This is a genomic window from Celeribacter baekdonensis B30, assembly GCF_000299875.1.
In the GTDB taxonomy this organism is placed as follows: domain Bacteria; phylum Pseudomonadota; class Alphaproteobacteria; order Rhodobacterales; family Rhodobacteraceae; genus Celeribacter; species Celeribacter baekdonensis_A.
Genome location: NZ_AMRK01000004.1, coordinates 203,957 through 221,754 on the forward strand (window position 1 = coordinate 203,957; position 17,798 = coordinate 221,754).

16 protein-coding genes and 1 tRNA gene are annotated in these 17,798 nt (G+C 59.5%); 9 read left to right on the forward strand and 8 right to left on the reverse strand.

Features of this window, described 5'->3' with window-relative positions; genetic code table 11:
- Positions 1 to 45 precede the first annotated feature (45 nt).
- The 3 genes from B30_RS09080 to B30_RS09090 all read right to left on the reverse strand — a co-directional run bounded on the left by B30_RS09080 (position 46) and on the right by B30_RS09090 (position 2,317).
- Positions 46 to 1,230, reverse strand: a complete 1,185-nt coding sequence (locus B30_RS09080; protein WP_009571753.1) for an NAD(P)/FAD-dependent oxidoreductase — start codon at positions 1,228 to 1,230, stop codon at positions 46 to 48.
- Positions 1,231 to 1,386: 156 nt separating this feature from the next.
- On the reverse strand, positions 1,387 to 1,749 hold the full coding sequence (locus B30_RS09085; RefSeq protein WP_009571754.1) for a hypothetical protein: 363 nt from the start codon (positions 1,747 to 1,749) through the stop codon (positions 1,387 to 1,389).
- 235 nt (positions 1,750 to 1,984) lie between these two features.
- Entirely contained in the window at positions 1,985 to 2,317 is a 333-nt protein-coding gene (locus B30_RS09090) for a HesB/IscA family protein (RefSeq protein WP_009571755.1), read from the reverse strand.
- 212 nt (positions 2,318 to 2,529) lie between these two features.
- On the opposite strand from B30_RS09090, the gene B30_RS09095 reads away from it, so the two are divergent.
- The 9 genes from B30_RS09095 to B30_RS21350 all read left to right on the forward strand — a co-directional run bounded on the left by B30_RS09095 (position 2,530) and on the right by B30_RS21350 (position 13,652).
- Complete coding sequence (locus B30_RS09095; RefSeq protein WP_009571756.1) at positions 2,530 to 3,702, forward strand: deoxyguanosinetriphosphate triphosphohydrolase; 1,173 nt, start codon at positions 2,530 to 2,532, stop codon at positions 3,700 to 3,702.
- Between the two features lie 48 nt (positions 3,703 to 3,750).
- Entirely contained in the window at positions 3,751 to 5,781 is a 2,031-nt protein-coding gene (locus B30_RS09100; RefSeq protein WP_009571757.1) for a cation:proton antiporter, read from the forward strand.
- Between the two features lie 79 nt (positions 5,782 to 5,860).
- The gene (argS, locus tag B30_RS09105) at positions 5,861 to 7,579 is read left to right on the forward strand and encodes an arginine--tRNA ligase (protein ID WP_009571758.1); all 1,719 of its coding nucleotides are present in this window, start codon (positions 5,861 to 5,863) and stop codon (positions 7,577 to 7,579) included.
- Between the two features lie 127 nt (positions 7,580 to 7,706).
- Positions 7,707 to 8,966, forward strand: a complete 1,260-nt coding sequence (locus B30_RS22505; protein ID WP_009571759.1) for an SPOR domain-containing protein — start codon at positions 7,707 to 7,709, stop codon at positions 8,964 to 8,966.
- 6 nt (positions 8,967 to 8,972) lie between these two features.
- Positions 8,973 to 10,007, forward strand: a complete 1,035-nt coding sequence (nagZ, locus tag B30_RS09115) for a beta-N-acetylhexosaminidase (protein WP_009571760.1) — start codon at positions 8,973 to 8,975, stop codon at positions 10,005 to 10,007.
- A gap of 7 nt (positions 10,008 to 10,014) precedes the next feature.
- Positions 10,015 to 10,809, forward strand: coding sequence for a segregation and condensation protein A (locus B30_RS09120; RefSeq protein ID WP_009571761.1), 795 nt, complete (start codon positions 10,015 to 10,017; stop codon positions 10,807 to 10,809).
- A complete protein-coding gene (gene scpB / locus B30_RS09125) occupies positions 10,806 to 11,474 on the forward strand; it encodes an SMC-Scp complex subunit ScpB (protein ID WP_009571762.1) in 669 nt (222 codons plus the stop codon). The genes B30_RS09120 and scpB overlap by 4 nt, the downstream gene beginning before the upstream one ends.
- A 142-nt stretch (positions 11,475 to 11,616) precedes the next feature.
- On the forward strand, positions 11,617 to 11,913 hold the full coding sequence (locus B30_RS09130) for a hypothetical protein (RefSeq protein WP_009571763.1): 297 nt from the start codon (positions 11,617 to 11,619) through the stop codon (positions 11,911 to 11,913).
- 299 nt (positions 11,914 to 12,212) lie between these two features.
- Positions 12,213 to 13,652: a GGDEF domain-containing protein gene (locus B30_RS21350; protein ID WP_152003360.1), complete on the forward strand. Its 1,440-nt coding sequence runs from the start codon at positions 12,213 to 12,215 to the stop codon at positions 13,650 to 13,652.
- A gap of 36 nt (positions 13,653 to 13,688) precedes the next feature.
- Here the strand turns inward: B30_RS21350 and B30_RS09140 are convergent, their stop codons facing one another.
- The 5 genes from B30_RS09140 to B30_RS09165 form a co-directional block, all read right to left on the reverse strand.
- Positions 13,689 to 14,762 carry a 2'-deoxycytidine 5'-triphosphate deaminase gene (locus B30_RS09140; RefSeq protein WP_009571765.1) on the reverse strand — a complete coding sequence of 358 codons (1,074 nt, stop codon included), beginning with the start codon at positions 14,760 to 14,762 and terminating at the stop codon, positions 13,689 to 13,691.
- A gap of 104 nt (positions 14,763 to 14,866) precedes the next feature.
- Positions 14,867 to 14,943 (reverse strand) — tRNA-Pro (locus tag B30_RS09145).
- 115 nt (positions 14,944 to 15,058) lie between these two features.
- Positions 15,059 to 16,306: a MerR family transcriptional regulator gene (locus B30_RS22510; RefSeq protein ID WP_009571766.1), complete on the reverse strand. Its 1,248-nt coding sequence runs from the start codon at positions 16,304 to 16,306 to the stop codon at positions 15,059 to 15,061.
- A 37-nt stretch (positions 16,307 to 16,343) separates the two neighbouring features.
- Positions 16,344 to 16,643 (reverse strand): integration host factor subunit alpha, encoded by a 300-nt coding sequence (gene ihfA, locus B30_RS09160; RefSeq protein WP_009571767.1) that lies wholly within the window; start codon positions 16,641 to 16,643, stop codon positions 16,344 to 16,346.
- Between the two features lie 168 nt (positions 16,644 to 16,811).
- Positions 16,812 to 17,786 carry a beta-ketoacyl-ACP synthase III gene (locus tag B30_RS09165; protein WP_009571768.1) on the reverse strand — a complete coding sequence of 325 codons (975 nt, stop codon included), beginning with the start codon at positions 17,784 to 17,786 and terminating at the stop codon, positions 16,812 to 16,814.
- Positions 17,787 to 17,798: the final 12 nt, after the last annotated feature.

Here is a 17,798-nt window from a genome sequence, read left to right on the forward strand (position 1 = left end):
CTTTGACTCTTTGTATGGCGATGGGCGCGGAAGGGAAAGGAGGGATCAGCCCCGATCTGCGATTGCGCGCCCACAGGCGGCGGCGGAGGCCCAGGCCCATTGGAAATTATAACCGCCAAGCCAGCCGGTGACATCGACAACTTCGCCGATGAAATAAAGCCCCGGCACGGAGTTGGTCTCCATGGTTTTGGAAGAGAGCGCGTCTGTGTTGACGCCGCCTAAGGTGACCTCGGCGGTGCGGTAGCCCTCCGATCCGGTGGGTTTGAGGGGCAGTGAGTGGATCAGATCGGCCAAAGCGTGCAGTTTGGCGTCGGATTGATCGGCGAGATTGCCCGTGAGGTTCCATTTTTGCGCCAGAGCGGCGGCCAATTTGGTGGGGAACAACAGCGAGAGCGCCGTGTGCATTTGGCGGCGGCCATTCTCGGAGCGGGCGGCTTTGAGCGCGTCAAAGGCGGAACGGGCGGGCAAGAGATCGACGTGAATCTCTTCGCCCTCGCGCCAGTAATTTGACGCCTGCAACACCGCCGGGCCTGAGAGACCGCGATGGGTGAACAAAAGCGCCTCATCAAAGGAGGTGCCGCCCGCTCCGACACGCGCGTCAAGCGCGGTGCCAGCCAAGGGCACGATCCAGTCCAAATCTTGCGGACCGAACGTGAGGGGCACCAAGCCGGGGCGGGTCTCGACGAGCGGCACGCCGAATTGTGCAGCGATCTGATAGCCCAATCCGGTGGCACCCATTTTGGGTATGGATTTGCCGCCGGAGGCGATCACCAGATGGCGCGTTGCAACCTCGCGCCTAGACAGAGACACGCGAAACTCTGTGCCATCATGCGTGACCTCGTCCACGGTGGTGGAGAGGCGCAGATCGGCGGCGCGGGCCTCATGCAGAAGCATTTCGACAATGGCGGCGGATTTGCCGTCGCAAAACAATTGTCCGAGGGTTTTCTCATGCCAGGTGATGCCATGCTGGGCCAAAAGCTCGATGAAATCCCATTGGGTGTAGCGCGCCAAAGCGGATTTGGCGAAATGCGGGTTTTGCGACAGGTAATTGTCCGGCCCTGCGTCCAGATTGGTGAAATTACAGCGTCCGCCACCGGAAATCCGCACCTTTTCGGCGGGGCGTTTGGCGTGATCCACAACCAGCACCCGTGCGCCTTTGGCGGCTGCAAATTTGGCGCAAAACAATCCTGCTGCGCCTGCACCGATGATGATCGTGTCAAACTGTTCCATGCCCGGCTCCTTGGTTGTGGTTTGAACAGGCAGGAGCGGATTTGGCAAGAGACGTGGCAGGATTTGCCCGATCTTTCATCTTCGGCCCCGATGTCTCAAACGCAAACAGGCCCCGCGTGATGCGAGGCCTGTTCACTGCGCCTTGGGAGGGGCGAATTACCCTTGGTTAAAGTCGCTGATCGTCGCTGTGGCCACGGGGGCCATGCCATCGACGCTCAAGACCACAAGCGCTTTTTGCGCCACGTTTGGCTGAAGTTGGACTTTCACGTTCTCATTGGCCCCGGCGTGAACCATTTCAGAGCCAAGAAGCGCGCCTTGGGTGCCGTCGGTGAAATCATAGATCGACACGGTGCCGCCATTATCGGCGCGTACAAGGTCCAGATTGATGACTGAGTTCGTATGCTCGTAGGTGCCCGGGATGATGTAATTGTAGGACATACCGGCGGCAAATGCGGCGGTGCCGGAGGCCAACGCGATGAGTGAAGCAGCGGCGAGGGTTTTGAGGGAATTGAAGGTCATTGTCTTATCCTTTCCTGATCTTGTTTTACGAGCGGCGGATAACTGACAGGGTATATTCCGTCGTTGTGAAAGACAGGTGGGGGTGCCGCCCCGCGATGTTAAGGGGTTGAAAGATCACAAGAAACGGAACGGTTTGTGAGGTGGCGTGTGCGTGCGGCTTGGTCCAGATACCAAACGCCCCGCGTTTTGGCGCAGGGCGTTTGGACAGGTCAAAGGTGTCGGTTTGCGGAGCGGATCACATCGAAAACGAGGTGCCACAGCCACAGGACGAGGTCGCATTGGGGTTTTCAATCACGAACCGCGCGCCGATCACCTCTTCGGTAAAATCAATCACGGCGTTTTCCAAAAATGGCAAAGACACCGGGTCAATCACCACCGTGCCGCCGGTGCCGGACAACACAATGTCGTCGCTCGCAGGCTCGTCCAGCGTGATGTCATATTGAAATCCTGAACAGCCGCCACCCTCAACCGCGACGCGAAGCGCCTTGGACTCGCCCGTCGCCGCGTTGATCTCAGAGAGGCGTTCATAGGCGCGGGCGGTCACTTTTGGGGGCAGGGTGAGGGACATGATGCTACCTTTTGGTCTAAAGCGGCGGGAATTCACCGAATTTCAGCGATTTAAAGCAGAAACAAGGGATAACCCCGTGTCATCTGTTTGTTGTAGGGCTTGTCTCTTAATATAAGTGTGAAAAAGATCATCGACAAGGACATGGCGCGGCAATGGCGCGAGAGACGTGCCATGCGACCGCTCGATCCGGTCATAGATAGCAGGACAGGCAGATGTTGAAACCCTATGCAAGCCAACCGTTTGAAACCCGCGGGCGGCTTTTCCCGGAAAAACTCTCGACCTTTCGCTCGCCGTTTCAACGCGACCGGGATCGGATCATTCATTCTTCGGCCTTTCGCCGCCTCAAACACAAGACCCAGGTCTTTGTCGAACATGAGGGCGATTATTACCGCACCCGTCTGACCCATTCGATCGAGGTGGCGCAGGTGGCGCGCACCTTGGCCGGGGCATTGGGGCTGAATGAAGGCTTGGCGGAGGCTGTGGCGCTGGCGCATGATCTGGGCCATTCGCCCTTTGGTCACACCGGCGAGGATGCGCTTGAACTGTTGATGGCGCCTTATGGCGGCTTTGATCACAACGCCCAGGCGCTGCGGATCGTCACCAAGCTGGAAAAGCACTACGCCGATTTTGATGGGCTGAACCTGACATGGGAAAGCCTTGAGGGGCTGGCCAAACACAATGGTCCGGTGATGGGGCCACATGCCGACCCGAAAAAGCACCCGGCGGACGCGCCACTGCCCTATGCGCTCAAAGAGGTGAACGATCAGTTTGATCTTGAACTCTACACCTTTGCCAGTGCCGAGGCGCAGGTGGCGGCGATTGCCGATGATGTGGCTTACAATCACCACGACCTGCATGACGGCTTGCGCGCGGGGTTGTTTACCGCCGCCGATTTGATGGAATTGCCGCTGACTGGCCCGGCTTACGCGGAGGTCGATCGCGACTATCCCGACCTTGATCCGCATCGGCGCGATCACGAGGCGCTGCGGCGGATTTTTGGTTATATGGTCGAGGATGTGATCACCATTGCCACCAACCGTTTGGAGAGCGCCAAGCCCGAAACGGCGCAGGATATTCGCGAGATGGACCGCACGATCATTCGCTTTTCCAAACCGTTCTTTCAAAACCTTAAAGCGATTAAATCGTTTTTGTTCAAACGGATGTATCGCGCTCCTACGGTGATCAAAGAACGCGAACGGGTGACGCATATGGTCAACACGCTGTTTCCTTTGTTCATGAAACAGCCCGAGCTGTTGCCCGAGGAATGGCGTCATGAGGTGGAGCTGGCGCAGAGCGATACGGAACTGGCTCGCATTGTTTTGGACTATGTGGCCGGGATGACCGATCGCTTTGCCATTCAGGAATTTGAGCGGCTTTGTACCTAAGTCTGTGACGACAGAGCGCACACAAGACCACATGGGGGAAGGACGATCATGGCCACGGACACGATGACAGGGATGAACCCGGTGGAAGCCTTTGCGCTGGTCGGCGTTTTGGGTGTGGGCGCGCAATGGCTGGCGTGGCGATTGAAGCTCCCGGCGATTGTTCTGATGCTGGCGGCGGGGCTGATTGTCGGGCCGGGCTTCGGGCTTTTACAGCCCGCGCGCGACATTGGCCCGGTGGTGCAACCGCTGATTTCTCTGGCGGTGGCGGTGATCCTGTTTGAGGGCGGGCTGACGCTGGATCTGCATAAATTGGGTGACGCCAAACATGGCGTGTTCCGGCTTGTGGTTGTCGGCGCGCCTCTCGGGTGGCTGTTGTCGGCCTCGGCGCTGCATTGGGGTGCGGGGCTGGGCTGGGAGGCCTCGGCGGTGTTTGGCGGCATCATGGTGGTCACGGGGCCAACGGTGATCGCGCCTTTGCTGCGACAGGCGAAACTCCAACGCCGTCCCGCGAACCTGTTGCAATGGGAGGCCATCGTCAACGACCCGGTCGGCGCCTTGGCCGCCGTGTTGGCGTTTGAATTCGTGCTTGTGGGCCGCGAAGCCGAAAGCCTGTCTGCCGCACTCCTGCAATTGGGCTTTGGCATCATTGTGGCGGGCGGCGTGGGGCTTTTGGCCGGGTTGGCAATTTCTTACACGTTCAGGCGGGCCTATGTGCCGGAATATATGAAGGTTCCGGTGTTGTTTGTGACCCTGTTGGCGACATTTGCCGTGCCCGATTTGATGCTGCATGAAAGCGGGCTTTTGGCCGTGACGGTGATGGGACTGGTGATCGCCAATGCCGATTTGCCCTCCTTTGACGAGCTGCGCCGGTTCAAAGAACACGCAACGATCCTGTTGGTGTCGGGCGTGTTCATCCTCTTGGCCGCCTCGATGGATTTTGCCTCTCTGGGGCAATTGACCTGGCGGGCCGGACTGTTTGTGGCGCTGGTGATCCTGGTGGCGCGACCTGTGACCGTGCTGGTTGCTTTGATCGGAACCAAATTGCCGCGCAATGAAAAGCTTTTGATCGCCTTCACGGGCCCGCGTGGCGTGGTTTTGGTCGCCGTGGCGGGGCTGTTTGGCGAACGTCTGGCCGCCGCAGGTGTCGAGGGTGCGGGCGTCATCGGGCCACTGGCCTTTGTCTTGGTTTTGGTCACGGTGGTGTTGCATGGGTTCACGCTGGCACCTTTTGCGCGTGCGCTTGGGCTGGCCTCGACGGGCAAGCCGGGGGTGTTGATTCTGGGTGGCTCGCGTTTCACCACTTCACTGGCCGAGGCGCTCAAGCGCGAGGACATCCCGGTGCTGATCGCCGATCCCAACCATGCACGCCTTGTGCGGCCGCGCGCGGCAAATTTGCCGGTGTTTTATGGCGATATTTTGGGCGAGGCGGCCGAAGACAGTCTTGAAATTCTGTCCTATGACACGTTGATCGCGGCCTCGGACAATGACGCCTATAACACCTTGGTTGCGACCGATTTTGGCTCGGAATATGGCCGCGAAAACGTCTGGCAACTGGCTCGTGTGAAAGAGGGCAAAGCCCGCCACAGCCTGCCGACGCAATTGGGGGGGCGGCCCTTTGGGCTGGGTAAAACCTTTGGCGATCTGGATACGCTGATGCAAAGCGGTTGGCGGGTGTCGGTGACGACATTGAGCGAGGATTACGATTTCGAGACATGGAAATCCGATCGCAAAGGCGCGCTTTTGCTGGGCCGTTTGAAAGAGGACGGGACGTTTCGGCGGTTGCTGTCGGAGGATGCGGATATCCTGTTTCCGTTGCGCGCCGAAGCGGAGATTGACGCCTTGCCCGAAGAGCAGCGCGAGAGCGCGCGCGCGGCCCTCAAACGCCGCATGACAGAGGCGCGCGAGGCCGCATCGCGGGCGCGCGTGGCGGCAGGGGCGCGTCTTGTCGCCTTGGTGCCGCCCGAGGCCTCCGTACCCACCGCGCCGGAGATCGAAACCGTGAAAACAGTCGAAAAGCCGACAGCGGCGCGTGCAAATGCGGCCAAAACAGCCGCGAAAGCGCCGCCAAAACCCGCATAGCGCTGTGCATGGTGGGTCAATGCCGTTGACGCGCCGCGCGGGCGTGGTAAACCCGCCGCAAGAGATGGAGAGACCAAAGATGAACCTGTTCGCCGATATCCGCGCCCTTGTGATCGACAGCCTGACTGGCCTTGTCTCCGATGGCGTCCTGCCCGAGGGGCTTGAGTTTGCCAATGTGGCGGTCGAGCCGCCGCGCGATGCGCTGCATGGCGATATGGCCACCAATGCGGCAATGGTGTTGGCCAAGCCGGCCAATCTGAAACCGCGCGACATTGCCGATAAGCTGGCCGAAAAACTCGCCGCCGATCCGCGCATCGCCGCTGTGGATGTGGCGGGGCCTGGGTTTATCAACCTGCGGCTCGCCGATGGCGTATGGTCCGGGCTGGTCGAAGGCATTTTGGCGGCCAAAGGCTATGGCCGTTCCCCGATGGGCACGGGCACCAAGGTCAACGTCGAATATGTCTCCGCCAACCCGACCGGACCAATGCATGTCGGCCACACCCGCGGCGCGGTGTTTGGCGATGCTTTGGCGTCCTTGTTGGATTACGCGGGCTATGACGTGACGCGCGAATATTACATCAACGATGGCGGCGCGCAGGTCGATGTTTTGGCGCGTTCGGTGTTTCAACGCTACCGCGAGGCCAATGGCCTGAACCCGGAAATCGCCGAAGGGCTGTACCCTGGTGATTACCTTGTGCAGGTCGGCGAGGATTTGAAGGCCAAATACGGCGACACGTTGCTGGACCAGCCCGAAGAGGTCTGGTTGGCCGATGTGCGGGTCTTTGCCACCGACGCGATGATGGAGATGATCCGGGGTGATCTCAAAGCCCTGGGCGTTGAAATGGATGTGTTCTACTCGGAGAAATCTTTGTACAACACCGGGCTGATCGAGGCCGCGATCAAGGAATTGGACGAAAAGGGCCTGATCTATCGCGGTGTGTTGGAGCCGCCAAAGGGCAAGATGCCCGAGGATTGGGAGCCGCGCGAACAGCTTTTGTTCAAATCGACTGCGCATGGCGATGATGTGGACCGTCCGATCCAAAAATCCGACGGCGCATGGACCTATTTCGCCCCCGACATCGCCTATCACTATGACAAGGTGAAACGTGGCTTTGACGAGATCATCGACGTGTTCGGCGCCGATCACGGTGGCTATGTCAAACGGATGAAAGCGGCTGTGTCTGCCCTGTCCGATGGCAAGGTTGGCTGTGACATCAAGCTCATTCAATTGGTCAAACTGATCAAGAATGGCGAAGAGTTGAAAATGTCCAAACGTGCGGGCAATTTTGTCACCCTGCGCGATGTGGTTGAGGAAGTGGGCGCGGATGTCACCCGGTTCGTCATGCTGACCCGCAAAAACGATGCCTCGCTTGATTTCGATTTCGACAAGGTGCTGGAACAGTCGAAAGACAACCCGGTGTTCTATGTGCAATACGCCCATGCCCGCGTGCGCTCTGTGCTGCGCAAGGCGGAGGAGGCGGGGGTGACCCTGACTGACACGCCGCGCTTTGATGATCCGGCAGAGATCGCCGTGGCGCGCAAATTGGCCGATTGGCCGCGTCAGGTCGAGATCGCCGCAAAGGGCCATGAGCCGCACCGCATCGCCTTTTATCTTTATGATTTGGCATCCGATTTCCACGCGCTGTGGAACAAGGGCAATGACAATAGTGCCTTGCGGTTCTTGCAGGATGACCCCGCGCTGTCGGCGGCAAAAATTGCCCTACCGCGTGCCGTGGCCGTTGTGATTTCTGCAGGTCTTGCTATTCTGGGGGTAACTCCGGCGGAAGAGATGCGTTAAGTCAAAGCGCCCAAGGTCGGACCCCCGAGAGGGATTGGTGCAAAATGAGGGCATAGATCCTCATGCATCCCCTTAAGAGCAGTCAATAACCCGCAGAAAACAAAGCGGGAATCGGTATGAGGCGAAAATGGCGCAGGATTTCCGGAACGGCCCCAATGCGGGCTATCCTTCCCCCCGTGTGAACGGGAACTATGTCGCGGATAAGAACGGGACATATACTTACCGCGAAGCTCATCTGAGCCAGTCGCGCTCTTCAGGCGCGCAAAATTTTGGCGCGGCGACTGACCCGGACCGATATTTCACCGATCAGGATGTGCGGTTTGCGCCACAGTCTGGCGCGCAGTCCGGCTATCCGTCGGGTCAGCCGTCGGTGCAATATGCCGGACACCACGGCCATGCCCCGCAGGGTTTTTCCGCGCCGCAATCGCACTATGCGTCAGGACCGGACACCGGGCCAGCTTATGTCTATGACACCACGGGCGACGATGGCTCATCTGAAGGTTTTGAGCGTCCGAAACTCGGCAAGGCGCAATGGGCTGGCGCGGTGGTCTCGCTGGCGCTGGTGCTGGGTCTTGGGGTTTGGGGCTATCAATTGATGATGCGCGATGTGAACGGCGTACCGGTCATTCGTGCGCTCGAAGGCTCGGCGCGCATGGTGCCCGACGATCCGGGCGGCCAATTGGCGATGCACCAAGGCTTGGCGGTCAATTCCGTCACGGCCGATGGCTCCGCCGCAGCACCTGCTGACAGTTTGATTTTGGCACCGCGCATTGCGACATTGAGCGACGAAGATCAACCGATGTCAGCGACCCAAACCGTTGTTTCGGCGTATGAGCCGGAAAACACCGCCTATTCGGTGCAACCGGAAGAGCCGGTTGTTGCCCCGGATATGACCACTGTCGCGGTTGAGGACGATCCGCTTGAACTGGACTCTGTCGAAGAGGTGGCCTCTGCCGCCGATGTGATGCCTGAGACCTCGGGTATCGTCCATTCACCGCGTCCGAAACCGCGCCCTGTGCGGCTGGCGTCTTTGGCCAGCGTTCCAAGCACGTCTTCTGCCAGCCTTGAGGGCGTAGCGGGCGATATTTTGGCGGCGATTGGGGCGACCGATGAATTGGCCCCGAGCGAAGTGCCGACAGGCGCGCGTTTGGTGCAATTTGGCGCGTTTCAAAACGAAGAGATTGCGCGCAGCGAATGGGATCGTCTTTCGGGTCGGTTTGAGGACCTGATGGAAGGCAAATCGCGGGTGATCGAGCGGGCCGAAAGCGGCGGGACGACCTTTTACCGTCTGCGCGCCTATGGTTTTGCTGATGCGTCGGATGCCAACCGGTTCTGTGCCGCTTTGACCGCAATGAATGCGGCCTGTGTGCCCACGGTTCAGCGATAAGCCGCGATGGGAACGGGGCCGGAGCACGCAGGGGGTAAAGTTTCGGGGCAGGGCGCTTTTATCTTTGGATGTGAAGGGCTTGCGCTGACCTCTTTGGAGGCTGATTTCTTTCGCGACGCCAATCCTTGGGGCTTTATCCTGTTTGCGCGCAATGTGGACAGCCCTGACCAACTGCGCCGTTTGACGGATGATCTGCGCGCCGCCGTGGGCCGTGACGCGCCGATCCTGATAGATCAGGAAGGCGGGCGGGTCCAACGGCTGCGCGCGCCACATTGGCGCGAATTTTTGCCACCATTGGATCAGGTGCAATCCGCCTCCGATCCGCTGCGGGCCATGTGGCTGCGCGGGCGGTTGTTGGCGGCGGATTTGCACAGCGTCGGCATTGATGTGAACTGCGTGCCGGGGCTGGATGTGGCCTCTGCACAGACCCATCCGTTTTTGATGAACCGTTGTTTTTCCGATGACGCGGAAGTGGTCGCCCAAATGGGCCGCGCTTTGGTCGATGGCATGGCGGCGGGCGGTGTCGCGCCGGTGATGAAACACCTGCCGGGGCATGGGCGCGGGGCTGTGGACAGCCACAAGGGCCTGCCGCGTGTTTCGGCGTCGCGGGCGGAGTTGGCGGTGGATTTTGCCCCGTTTAAGGTGCTGAACGACCTGAGCATGGGCATGTCGGCGCATATCGTGATGGAGGCAATCGACCCGGACCATCCCGCCACCCAAAGCCCCGCCGCGATCCGAGTGATCCGCAAGGAGATCGGCTTTGACGGGCTGTTGATGACCGACGATATTTCGATGGGCGCTTTGGCGGGCACGGTCATGGAGCGGGCAGAACTGGCGCTGGTCGCAGGCTGTGACATGGTGTTGCACTGTAACGGTGATCTGGCCGAGATGGAGACACTGGCCGCGCTTGGGCCGATGACACAGGCGGCACAGGCTCGTGCGGATCGGGCCATTTGTACCCACCCTAAACGTCAACCCATGCATCACCCCATTGACATCGCAGCCTTGGATGCCGAACTTCAAAGCCTGTTGAACCGATAGGGGCAAAATGGCCGACCCGGACCAATTTGAAATCAACGATCTGCTCAGCGTCGAGGAGAGGCTCGCGGCTGAGGCGTTGATCGTCGATGTCGAGGGCTATGAGGGGCCTTTGGACCTTTTGTTGCAATTGTCGCGCACGCAAAAGGTCGATTTGATGAAAATCTCGATCCTGCATCTGGCGCAGCAATATTTGATCTTTGTCGAGAAAGCCACTGAGCTTCGGATCGAATTGGCCGCCGATTATCTGGTGATGGCGGCGTGGTTGGCGTTTTTGAAGTCGCGGTTGTTGCTGCCGCCCGATCCGACCGATGACGGCCCGTCTGGCGCAGAGCTTGCGGCGCATTTGGCGTTTCAGTTGCAGCGTTTGGAAGCGATGCGGGAGGCGGCGGCGAAATTGATGGCGCGCGATCAAAAGGGCCGGGATTTCTTTGTGCGCGGCATTCCCGAAGAGGTCGCACGGCTCAGAAATGTCACCTATAGCGCCTCTCTGTTGGACCTGATGCAGGGCTATGCCCGCGTGCGCACCAAGGACGAATTTCGCCCCTTTGTCATGGACCGCGAGGCGATCCTGTCGATGGAACAGGCGTTGGAGCGGCTGCGCGGGTTGATCCCCTATGCGGTTGAATGGGCCGATTTGGCAAGTTACCTGCCCGAGGGCTGGGAGCTTGACCCGAAAAAGCGGCGTTCGGCCACGGCGGCGACCTTTGCGGCCTCTTTGGAATTGGCCAAACAGGGCCAGATTGAAATCCGCCAAAGCGGGACGTTCGCCCGTATCGAGATCAAGGCGAGGACTGGACGATGAGTGAGCCTGTGAGTGACGCTGCGAGTGACGACACGGATTTGGACGCGCCCGCAGAGGCCAGCCTGTTTGAGGCGCCGCCTTTGGCCGAGCAAGAGCGCATGGTCGAGGCGGTGCTGTTTGCCTCCGCCAATCCCGTGAGCGTGGCCGAGATGAGCGGGCGGATGCCGCATGGCTGCAACGCCAAAGCCGCGCTTGAGATGTTGCAAAAGCGTTATGAAGGCCGCGGCGTGCGGGTGGTGAAAATCGGCGAGGCCTGGGCCATCCGCACCGCGCCCGATCTTGGGTTTTTGATGCAAAAGGAAACGGTCGAGACCCGCAAACTGTCGCGCGCGGCGATCGAGACCTTAGCGATTGTGGCCTATCACCAACCCTGCACCCGCGCCGAGATCGAAGAGATCCGTGGGGTGTCGGTGTCCAAGGGCACGATTGATCAGCTTTTGGAGCTGGAATGGATCCGCTTTGGCCGCCGCCGCATGACGCCGGGGCGTCCGGTGACCTATGTGGTGACGCCGTCATTTTTGGACCATTTCGGTCTGGAAAGCGCGCGCGATTTGCCGGGCGTTCGGGAGCTTCGGGCGGCGGGCCTTTTGGAAAGCCGACCGATGCCGGGGCTGGACGATGAGGACAGCGAGGATCAAGACGATCTGTTCGAGGATGAAAGCTAAGCGACTGTTGTCGCTGTCACGAGGGTTTCATCCCCTTGCCGTGATCAAGCCCTGTTAAAGGCGCATTGCGCGCCTATCTATGTTAAAGTGAACCGAAACCGCAGCAGTCAGGCCAAAGCAGAGGCCGGAAAGCAGAGTAACGATGAATTTGGACAGGCTGATCAACATGATCATCAACCGCGTGATGCGGGTTCTCATTAGCAAGGGGATCAACAAGGGCATTGATGCGGGCAGTTCCGCCTTGGCGCGGCGCAAATCCGGTGGCGTGCAGATGGGTGAGGTCGATGATTACGGCAACATCCGCGCTCAACCAGGGCAAGGCCAAAGCGGTGGCCAGAGTGGCGGCCAAGGCGACGCTCAGCTGAATGCTCAGGCGCAACAAGCCGCCAAACGCGCGCGCAAAATGGCGCGGATGAGCAAACGCATCGGTCGGTTTTAATGCCGAGTTAGCATCTCTGCACCTGATGCGCGCCAAAGAGGCGCTAAGGCCGGGTGACGTGAGGTCACAAAGGATCGGGTGAGGCAACGGGTACAAACGCATGATTTCCCGCCAATATCGGCGGGAATGTGCTTATGTCCTGCGACATCGGGTATATTTTTACGATTTATTTACCACAATTAAGAGACCATTGCATAGTTCCTCTGAGCGGACTCATGTTGTTACGGTCACAGGAATATTGGTGATGAATTTAGGTGTTTGGGTATGTTGTTTCCCGCAAACAAGGGGAGAGTGAGGCATTGATCCTACCTTCCGGCTTTCAATCTGACAAGACGCGGCCGTCTTTTGGCCCGGCCTTCATTGCGTTTCGGTTGCAATCCTTGCTGGCGCTTATTGCCGGTTGTCTGGCTGTGATCATTGCCGGGATGGAACTGTTTCACTATGGCGGCGATTTGCTCTACCCGGCCGGAAATGGTCCTAACCCGCTGACGCTGATCTGTGTCCTGTTGTTGAGCATCGCCTTGATCTACAAAACCCTGTTTCCGGTGGTGCACCCTTGGCGGCGTGGGCTGTTTGCTTTGGTCTTCGTCCTTGCGCTGTTTCGTTTGGCTGAGACCTACCTCTTTGCGGTCACGCCCCTGTCTGATGTGGCTGCGCTTCTGTTCAACAGATACCCGCGCGACGATATGACCATGAGCACGGCCATCTCATTGATGTTGTTCAGCTTGGGTGCATTTCTGCGCCCCGTCGCGCCGGTGTCAGGATTCGTGATCACCTTGTCGGGCCTGGTGCCCGTGAGTTTTGTCTTTTTGATTTACTCATATGGGCTGACAGCGGCCAGTGTCGACATGTCTCCCGCGACACTGGCTTTGCTTATCCTGATTGGGTTTTCCTCGATTTTTTCTTTTAGCCGCAGCGTGATTTTGCGACCGCTTCTCACCACATCGGCGTGGGGACGGATGGCGCGACTACAATTGTTCGGCACGATAGTAGGGGTTTGGATCGTCGGCGCCGTGTCGCATCTGACCGAAACCGCCATGATGTTTGAGGCTATTCTGGCCTCGGCCATGTGGCTCTTTGGCATGATCATTTTGGTGTCCGGCTCTGTGTTTGAACGGATCGAACGCGACAGGCGGGCGTTGTTGCGCGAGGTCGAACATCGGGCGCGCCATGATCCGCTGACCGGGCTTTTGAACCGCCATGCGGTGGGCGACTATGTCGCCATGGTGCAGCATATGGCCCGTGGTCGACGCCGTGATGACGGCGAGATCACGGTGGGGGTGATTTTGGCCGATATTGATTTGTTCAAACGGGTGAATGACACGCTGGGCCATGAAGTGGGGGATCGGGTGTTGCAAAGCGTGGCGGGCGTGTTGCGGGGCAAGCTGCGGTCTTCTGATATGGTGGCGCGCTGGGGCGGCGAAGAATTTTTGATGCTGCTGCCCGAAGCCACGTTAGATCAGACGATGAACACGGCGCAGGTCTTGCGCACAGCGATTGCGACGCATGTGAGTTGGAAAAATGGGGTGGAGGTTGAACCGATCACCATTTCGATCGGCGTGGCCTGTTATGACAGCCGCAACGGGGCTGAGTCGTTGGAGCAGACGATTCAACACGCCGACACAGCGCTTTACAGTGCCAAGACGCAGGGGCGCAATCGGGTCAAATGTTTCAAATCAGAACGCGGTAAGACGGTGCGCTCCACCGATCTTTTGCCACCGCGTGATAGGGTTCACTGAGCAAGAGCCGGGGAGCGCTACGCAGGGCGGCATAGATTATTGCGCGCGGAAATGTTTCGACAGTTTCAGGCCCTGTCCCTGATAATTGGACGCCAAATCCGCGCCATAAAGCCGCTCTGGACGGCTGTCCATCCGCTCATAGACCAAACGGCCGACGATCTGCCCGTCTTCCAACACGAAAGGCGCTTCGTGACAGCGGACTTCCAATACCCCGCGCGAGCCCGCGCCTCCGGCATTGGCGTGACCAAAGCCCGGATCAAAGAACCCGGCATAATGGACGCGGAATTCCCCGACCATTGCCAGATAAGGCGCCATTTCGGCGGCATAATCGGGCGGGATATGCACCGCCTCGCGGCTCACCAAAATGTAGAACGCACCGGGGTCCAAAATGATCCGCCCGTCTTTGGCGTGGATCGGCTCCCAGTATTCTGAGGGCTCGTAATAGCCAATATTGTCGAGATCAATCACGCCGGTGTGCGGTTTGGCGCGGTACCCCACCAGATCACCCGACGCGGGTTTGAGATCGACCGAAAAGCCAAGCCCTTGATCAATCATCGCAGTCCCATCGACCAGTGGGCTTTCACTGTGCAGCGCTTTCAACTCCGTGTCACTGAGGATCGCTTGTCCGGCCCGAAAGCGGATTTGGTTCAGCCGCATGCCGGGACGCACCAGAACGGAGAAGGAGCGGGGGCAAATTTCGGCAAATAGCGGGCCGTGATAGCCGGGGGCGATGCGGTCAAATTCGACGCCCTCATCGGTGATCAGCCGGGTCAAAAGATCCAACCGCCCGGTCGAGCTTTTGGCATTGGCCACCGCCTGAACGCCCTCCGGCAGGGCCAAAGATTCCATCAAGGGCACAACATAGACACAGCCCTTTTCCAGCACCGCGCCGTTGCTCAGATCAATCTGATGCATTTCGAATTCGGCCAACCGATCCGCCACTTTGCGCCCGTCGCCCGCCAAAAAAGACGCGCGCACCCGCCACGCACGGGTGCCAAGACGCAGATCGAGAGAGGCAGGTTGCACCTGTGCGTCGATCACCTCTGGTGTGGCGGTGATTTCGCCTCGTGCCACCATGTCGCGGATCGCGTGATCAGCCAATACACCCATGTTTATCCCCTCACGTCGCTTTGGCCCCACTGGGCGCAGTTTATCCCCCTTAACGCAAAACCGCCCGCAAGCCCAGAGGCTTACGAGCGGTTTTAAGGGTGTTTTGGTCGGGCTAGCAGGACTCGAACCTGCGACCTTCCGTCCCCCAGACGGACGCGCTACCAGGCTGCGCTATAGCCCGAACTGGAGCCTTACATAGTGATTTTATGGGCAGGGGCAAGTGGAATTTCGGCAAATCTGATGCGAAACCGCATGAGAGAGGATTTCGCCACCGTACCTCCGGGCATGGCGGCAGGTCAGGACACCAGCCGCGCGCGCAGGGCTTGCGTGCGCGCCAGAAGAGTGGCGATGTCTTGCGGCGGAATCCGGATCAGATCGCGATGATTGAGCCGGCCCAAAATACCATCTCCGACGACCAAATCCGCCGCCGCCTCATCCGGGTCGTCCGGCAGGTCCATCCCGACCCCAAGCGGCGGGAGGTGCACGGGCGCAGTGGGGGCAGGAGCCTCGGCTGCGATGTCAGGGCTGACATCTGTGGACCTGTCTGGATCGGCCCCCGCGACAGGCTCTTCGCCCGGTTCGGTGAAAAGGGCCGGGCCATCTGACGGGGCCAAATCGGCCATATCCCCAGACAGCTCATCCGCCTCATCCGCCGCCGCCTCGTCTGCCGCAAAGTCGTCGGTCAACGTCGGCCGCGGGTCGGCGGTTGGCGTCAAGGGGTCTGGCGCGGAGGCCGCCGGTGTCAGTTCAAAGTCAAAGGTCCGCTGTTCGGTGGTCTGCAGTACGGCGGGAAGCTCCGGCGTGTCTGCCGCGACAGGGCTGTCCTGACGCGACAGTGGTTCGTCGGCCTCAGCCAGATCGGTCAGTGCCTCTTCGGCCCGCATGTCAAACACCGATTCCGCTGTGGACTCCGATTCCGCCATGAACTCATGGGGCGCTTCTGGGATCGCGTCTGGCGTCAGATCGGGCGTGGTGGGCGCCATCGGGGTCGGAGCCGGGGTTGGTTCGGACCGGGCGTGCGGCGAAGGGGAAGAAGGTCGCGAGAAATGCACGATTTTCTCTGCCTCAGGGAGGGAGATGTCAAAGGCATCATGCGGCACGTTTTCGGCCATGGGCGCGTCGGCTACGGGAGGCACCGTGGGCGCAGCGGGAGGCACTGTGGGCGCAGCGGGAGTCACAAAGGGATTCGTCGTGGGAATCGCGTCATGCGTCGGTGGGGCGAGGGGACTCGGTGATCCGCTGGCCTGTGCCGAGATCGGATCGACCCCCTCAATATGCGGCGACAGCGAGGCGACGTATTTCACCCCATGTTCGCGCAACAGTTTTTGCACGCCCCGAATGGTCATCCCATCGTCGTGCAACAGTTTTTTGATCCCGCCCAAAAGTGCCATATCGGCAGGGCGGTAATAGCGCCGCCCGCCCGCGCGTTTCACGGGTTTGACTTGGGTAAAGCGGCTCTCCCAAAAGCGCAACACATGCGCAGGCGTGTCGAGCCAATCGGCGACTTCGCTTATTGTGCGAAAGGCGTCCGGTGATTTATCCATTTAAAACAAACCTTTACAAGAGTTTGTAGACCTCGGATCAGGCCTTGTTGCCGTCTGCCACGCGATCTTTCATCAGATGCGAGGGGCGGAAGGTCAACACCCGGCGCGCAGGGATCGGGGCCTCGTCGCCGGTCTTTGGATTCCGACCCACGCGTTCGGATTTGGCGCGCACGGAGAAGGTGCCGAAAGAGGAGATTTTCACCGTCTCGCCGCCGATCAGCGCGTCGGACACATGCGCCAGAACGCTTTCAACAAGGGCGGCGGATTCATTGCGGCTCAGGCCGACCTCGCGAAACACGGCTTCGCTGAGATCCATACGTGTCAAAGTTTTGCTCATCGGTCTCCCCCGGGTGGATTGAGTTGCCAAGGAGAGTGGCAGTTTGCAAAGCAGGCGTCAATATCAATGACTTGGCACAGGGTGTTGAGAGAGGCGAACGGGCGGATTTTGTCGCAAATGCGCTTGTATCTGCCCCAATTTACCAGCGCAGAACCACAGCGCGCATGATTACCAGCGCAGAACCACTGCGCCCCAGGCCAAACCGCCGCCAATCGCCTCGGCCACGCAGAGATCGCCGTCTTTGATCTGACCACGGGCACGGCCCACAGACATCGCCAGGGGAATCGAGGCGGCGGAGGTGTTGCCGTGGTCCTGAACGGTGACAACGACCTGATCCATCGCATGACCGAGCTTTTTCGCGGTGCCTTCGATGATGCGGATATTGGCCTGATGCGGAATGATCCAATCAATATCGGCGGGGGTCAAACCGGCCTTGGCAATGGCGGTTTCTGCCGTTTCGGCCAGTTTTTGTACGGCTTGGCGGAACAAGGCATTGCCCTGCATCCGCAATTTGCCAGAGGTGCCGGTGGTGGAGACACCGCCATCGACATAGAGCATGTCTTTATAAGTACCATCGGAATTGAGATCGACGGAGAGGATGCCGCGATCTTCGGAGGTGCCAGCACTCTCACGCGCCTCAAGCACCAAAGCGCCCGCACCATCGCCAAACAGCACACAGGTGGAGCGATCGGTCCAATCCATGATCCGGCTAAAGGTTTCGGCGCCGATCACCAAAACGCGTTTGACCTGACCGGAAACGATTTGGGCATTGGCGTTGGAGAGGGCATAGATGAACCCGGCACAGACCGCTTGTACGTCAAAGGCAAAGCCGCAGGTCATGCCCAGTTCTTTTTGGATCATCGTCGCCACAGAGGGAAAGGTCAGATCCGGGGTCGAGGTGGCCACGATCACCGCATCAATGTCGGCGGCCGTCAGGCCCGCATCGGCCAGCGCAGCTCTGGCGGCGGTGGTGCCCATCATCGAGGTGGTTTCCCCCTCGGCGGCAAAATGGCGGCGTTCAATGCCGGAGCGCGAGCGAATCCATTCATCGGAAGTGTCGAGGGTTTTTTCGAACTCGGCGTTCTCAACCACACGTTTGGGAAGGTAGTGGCCCACCCCCGTGATAACTGCCCGGATAGTCATGGCTTTGCCGCC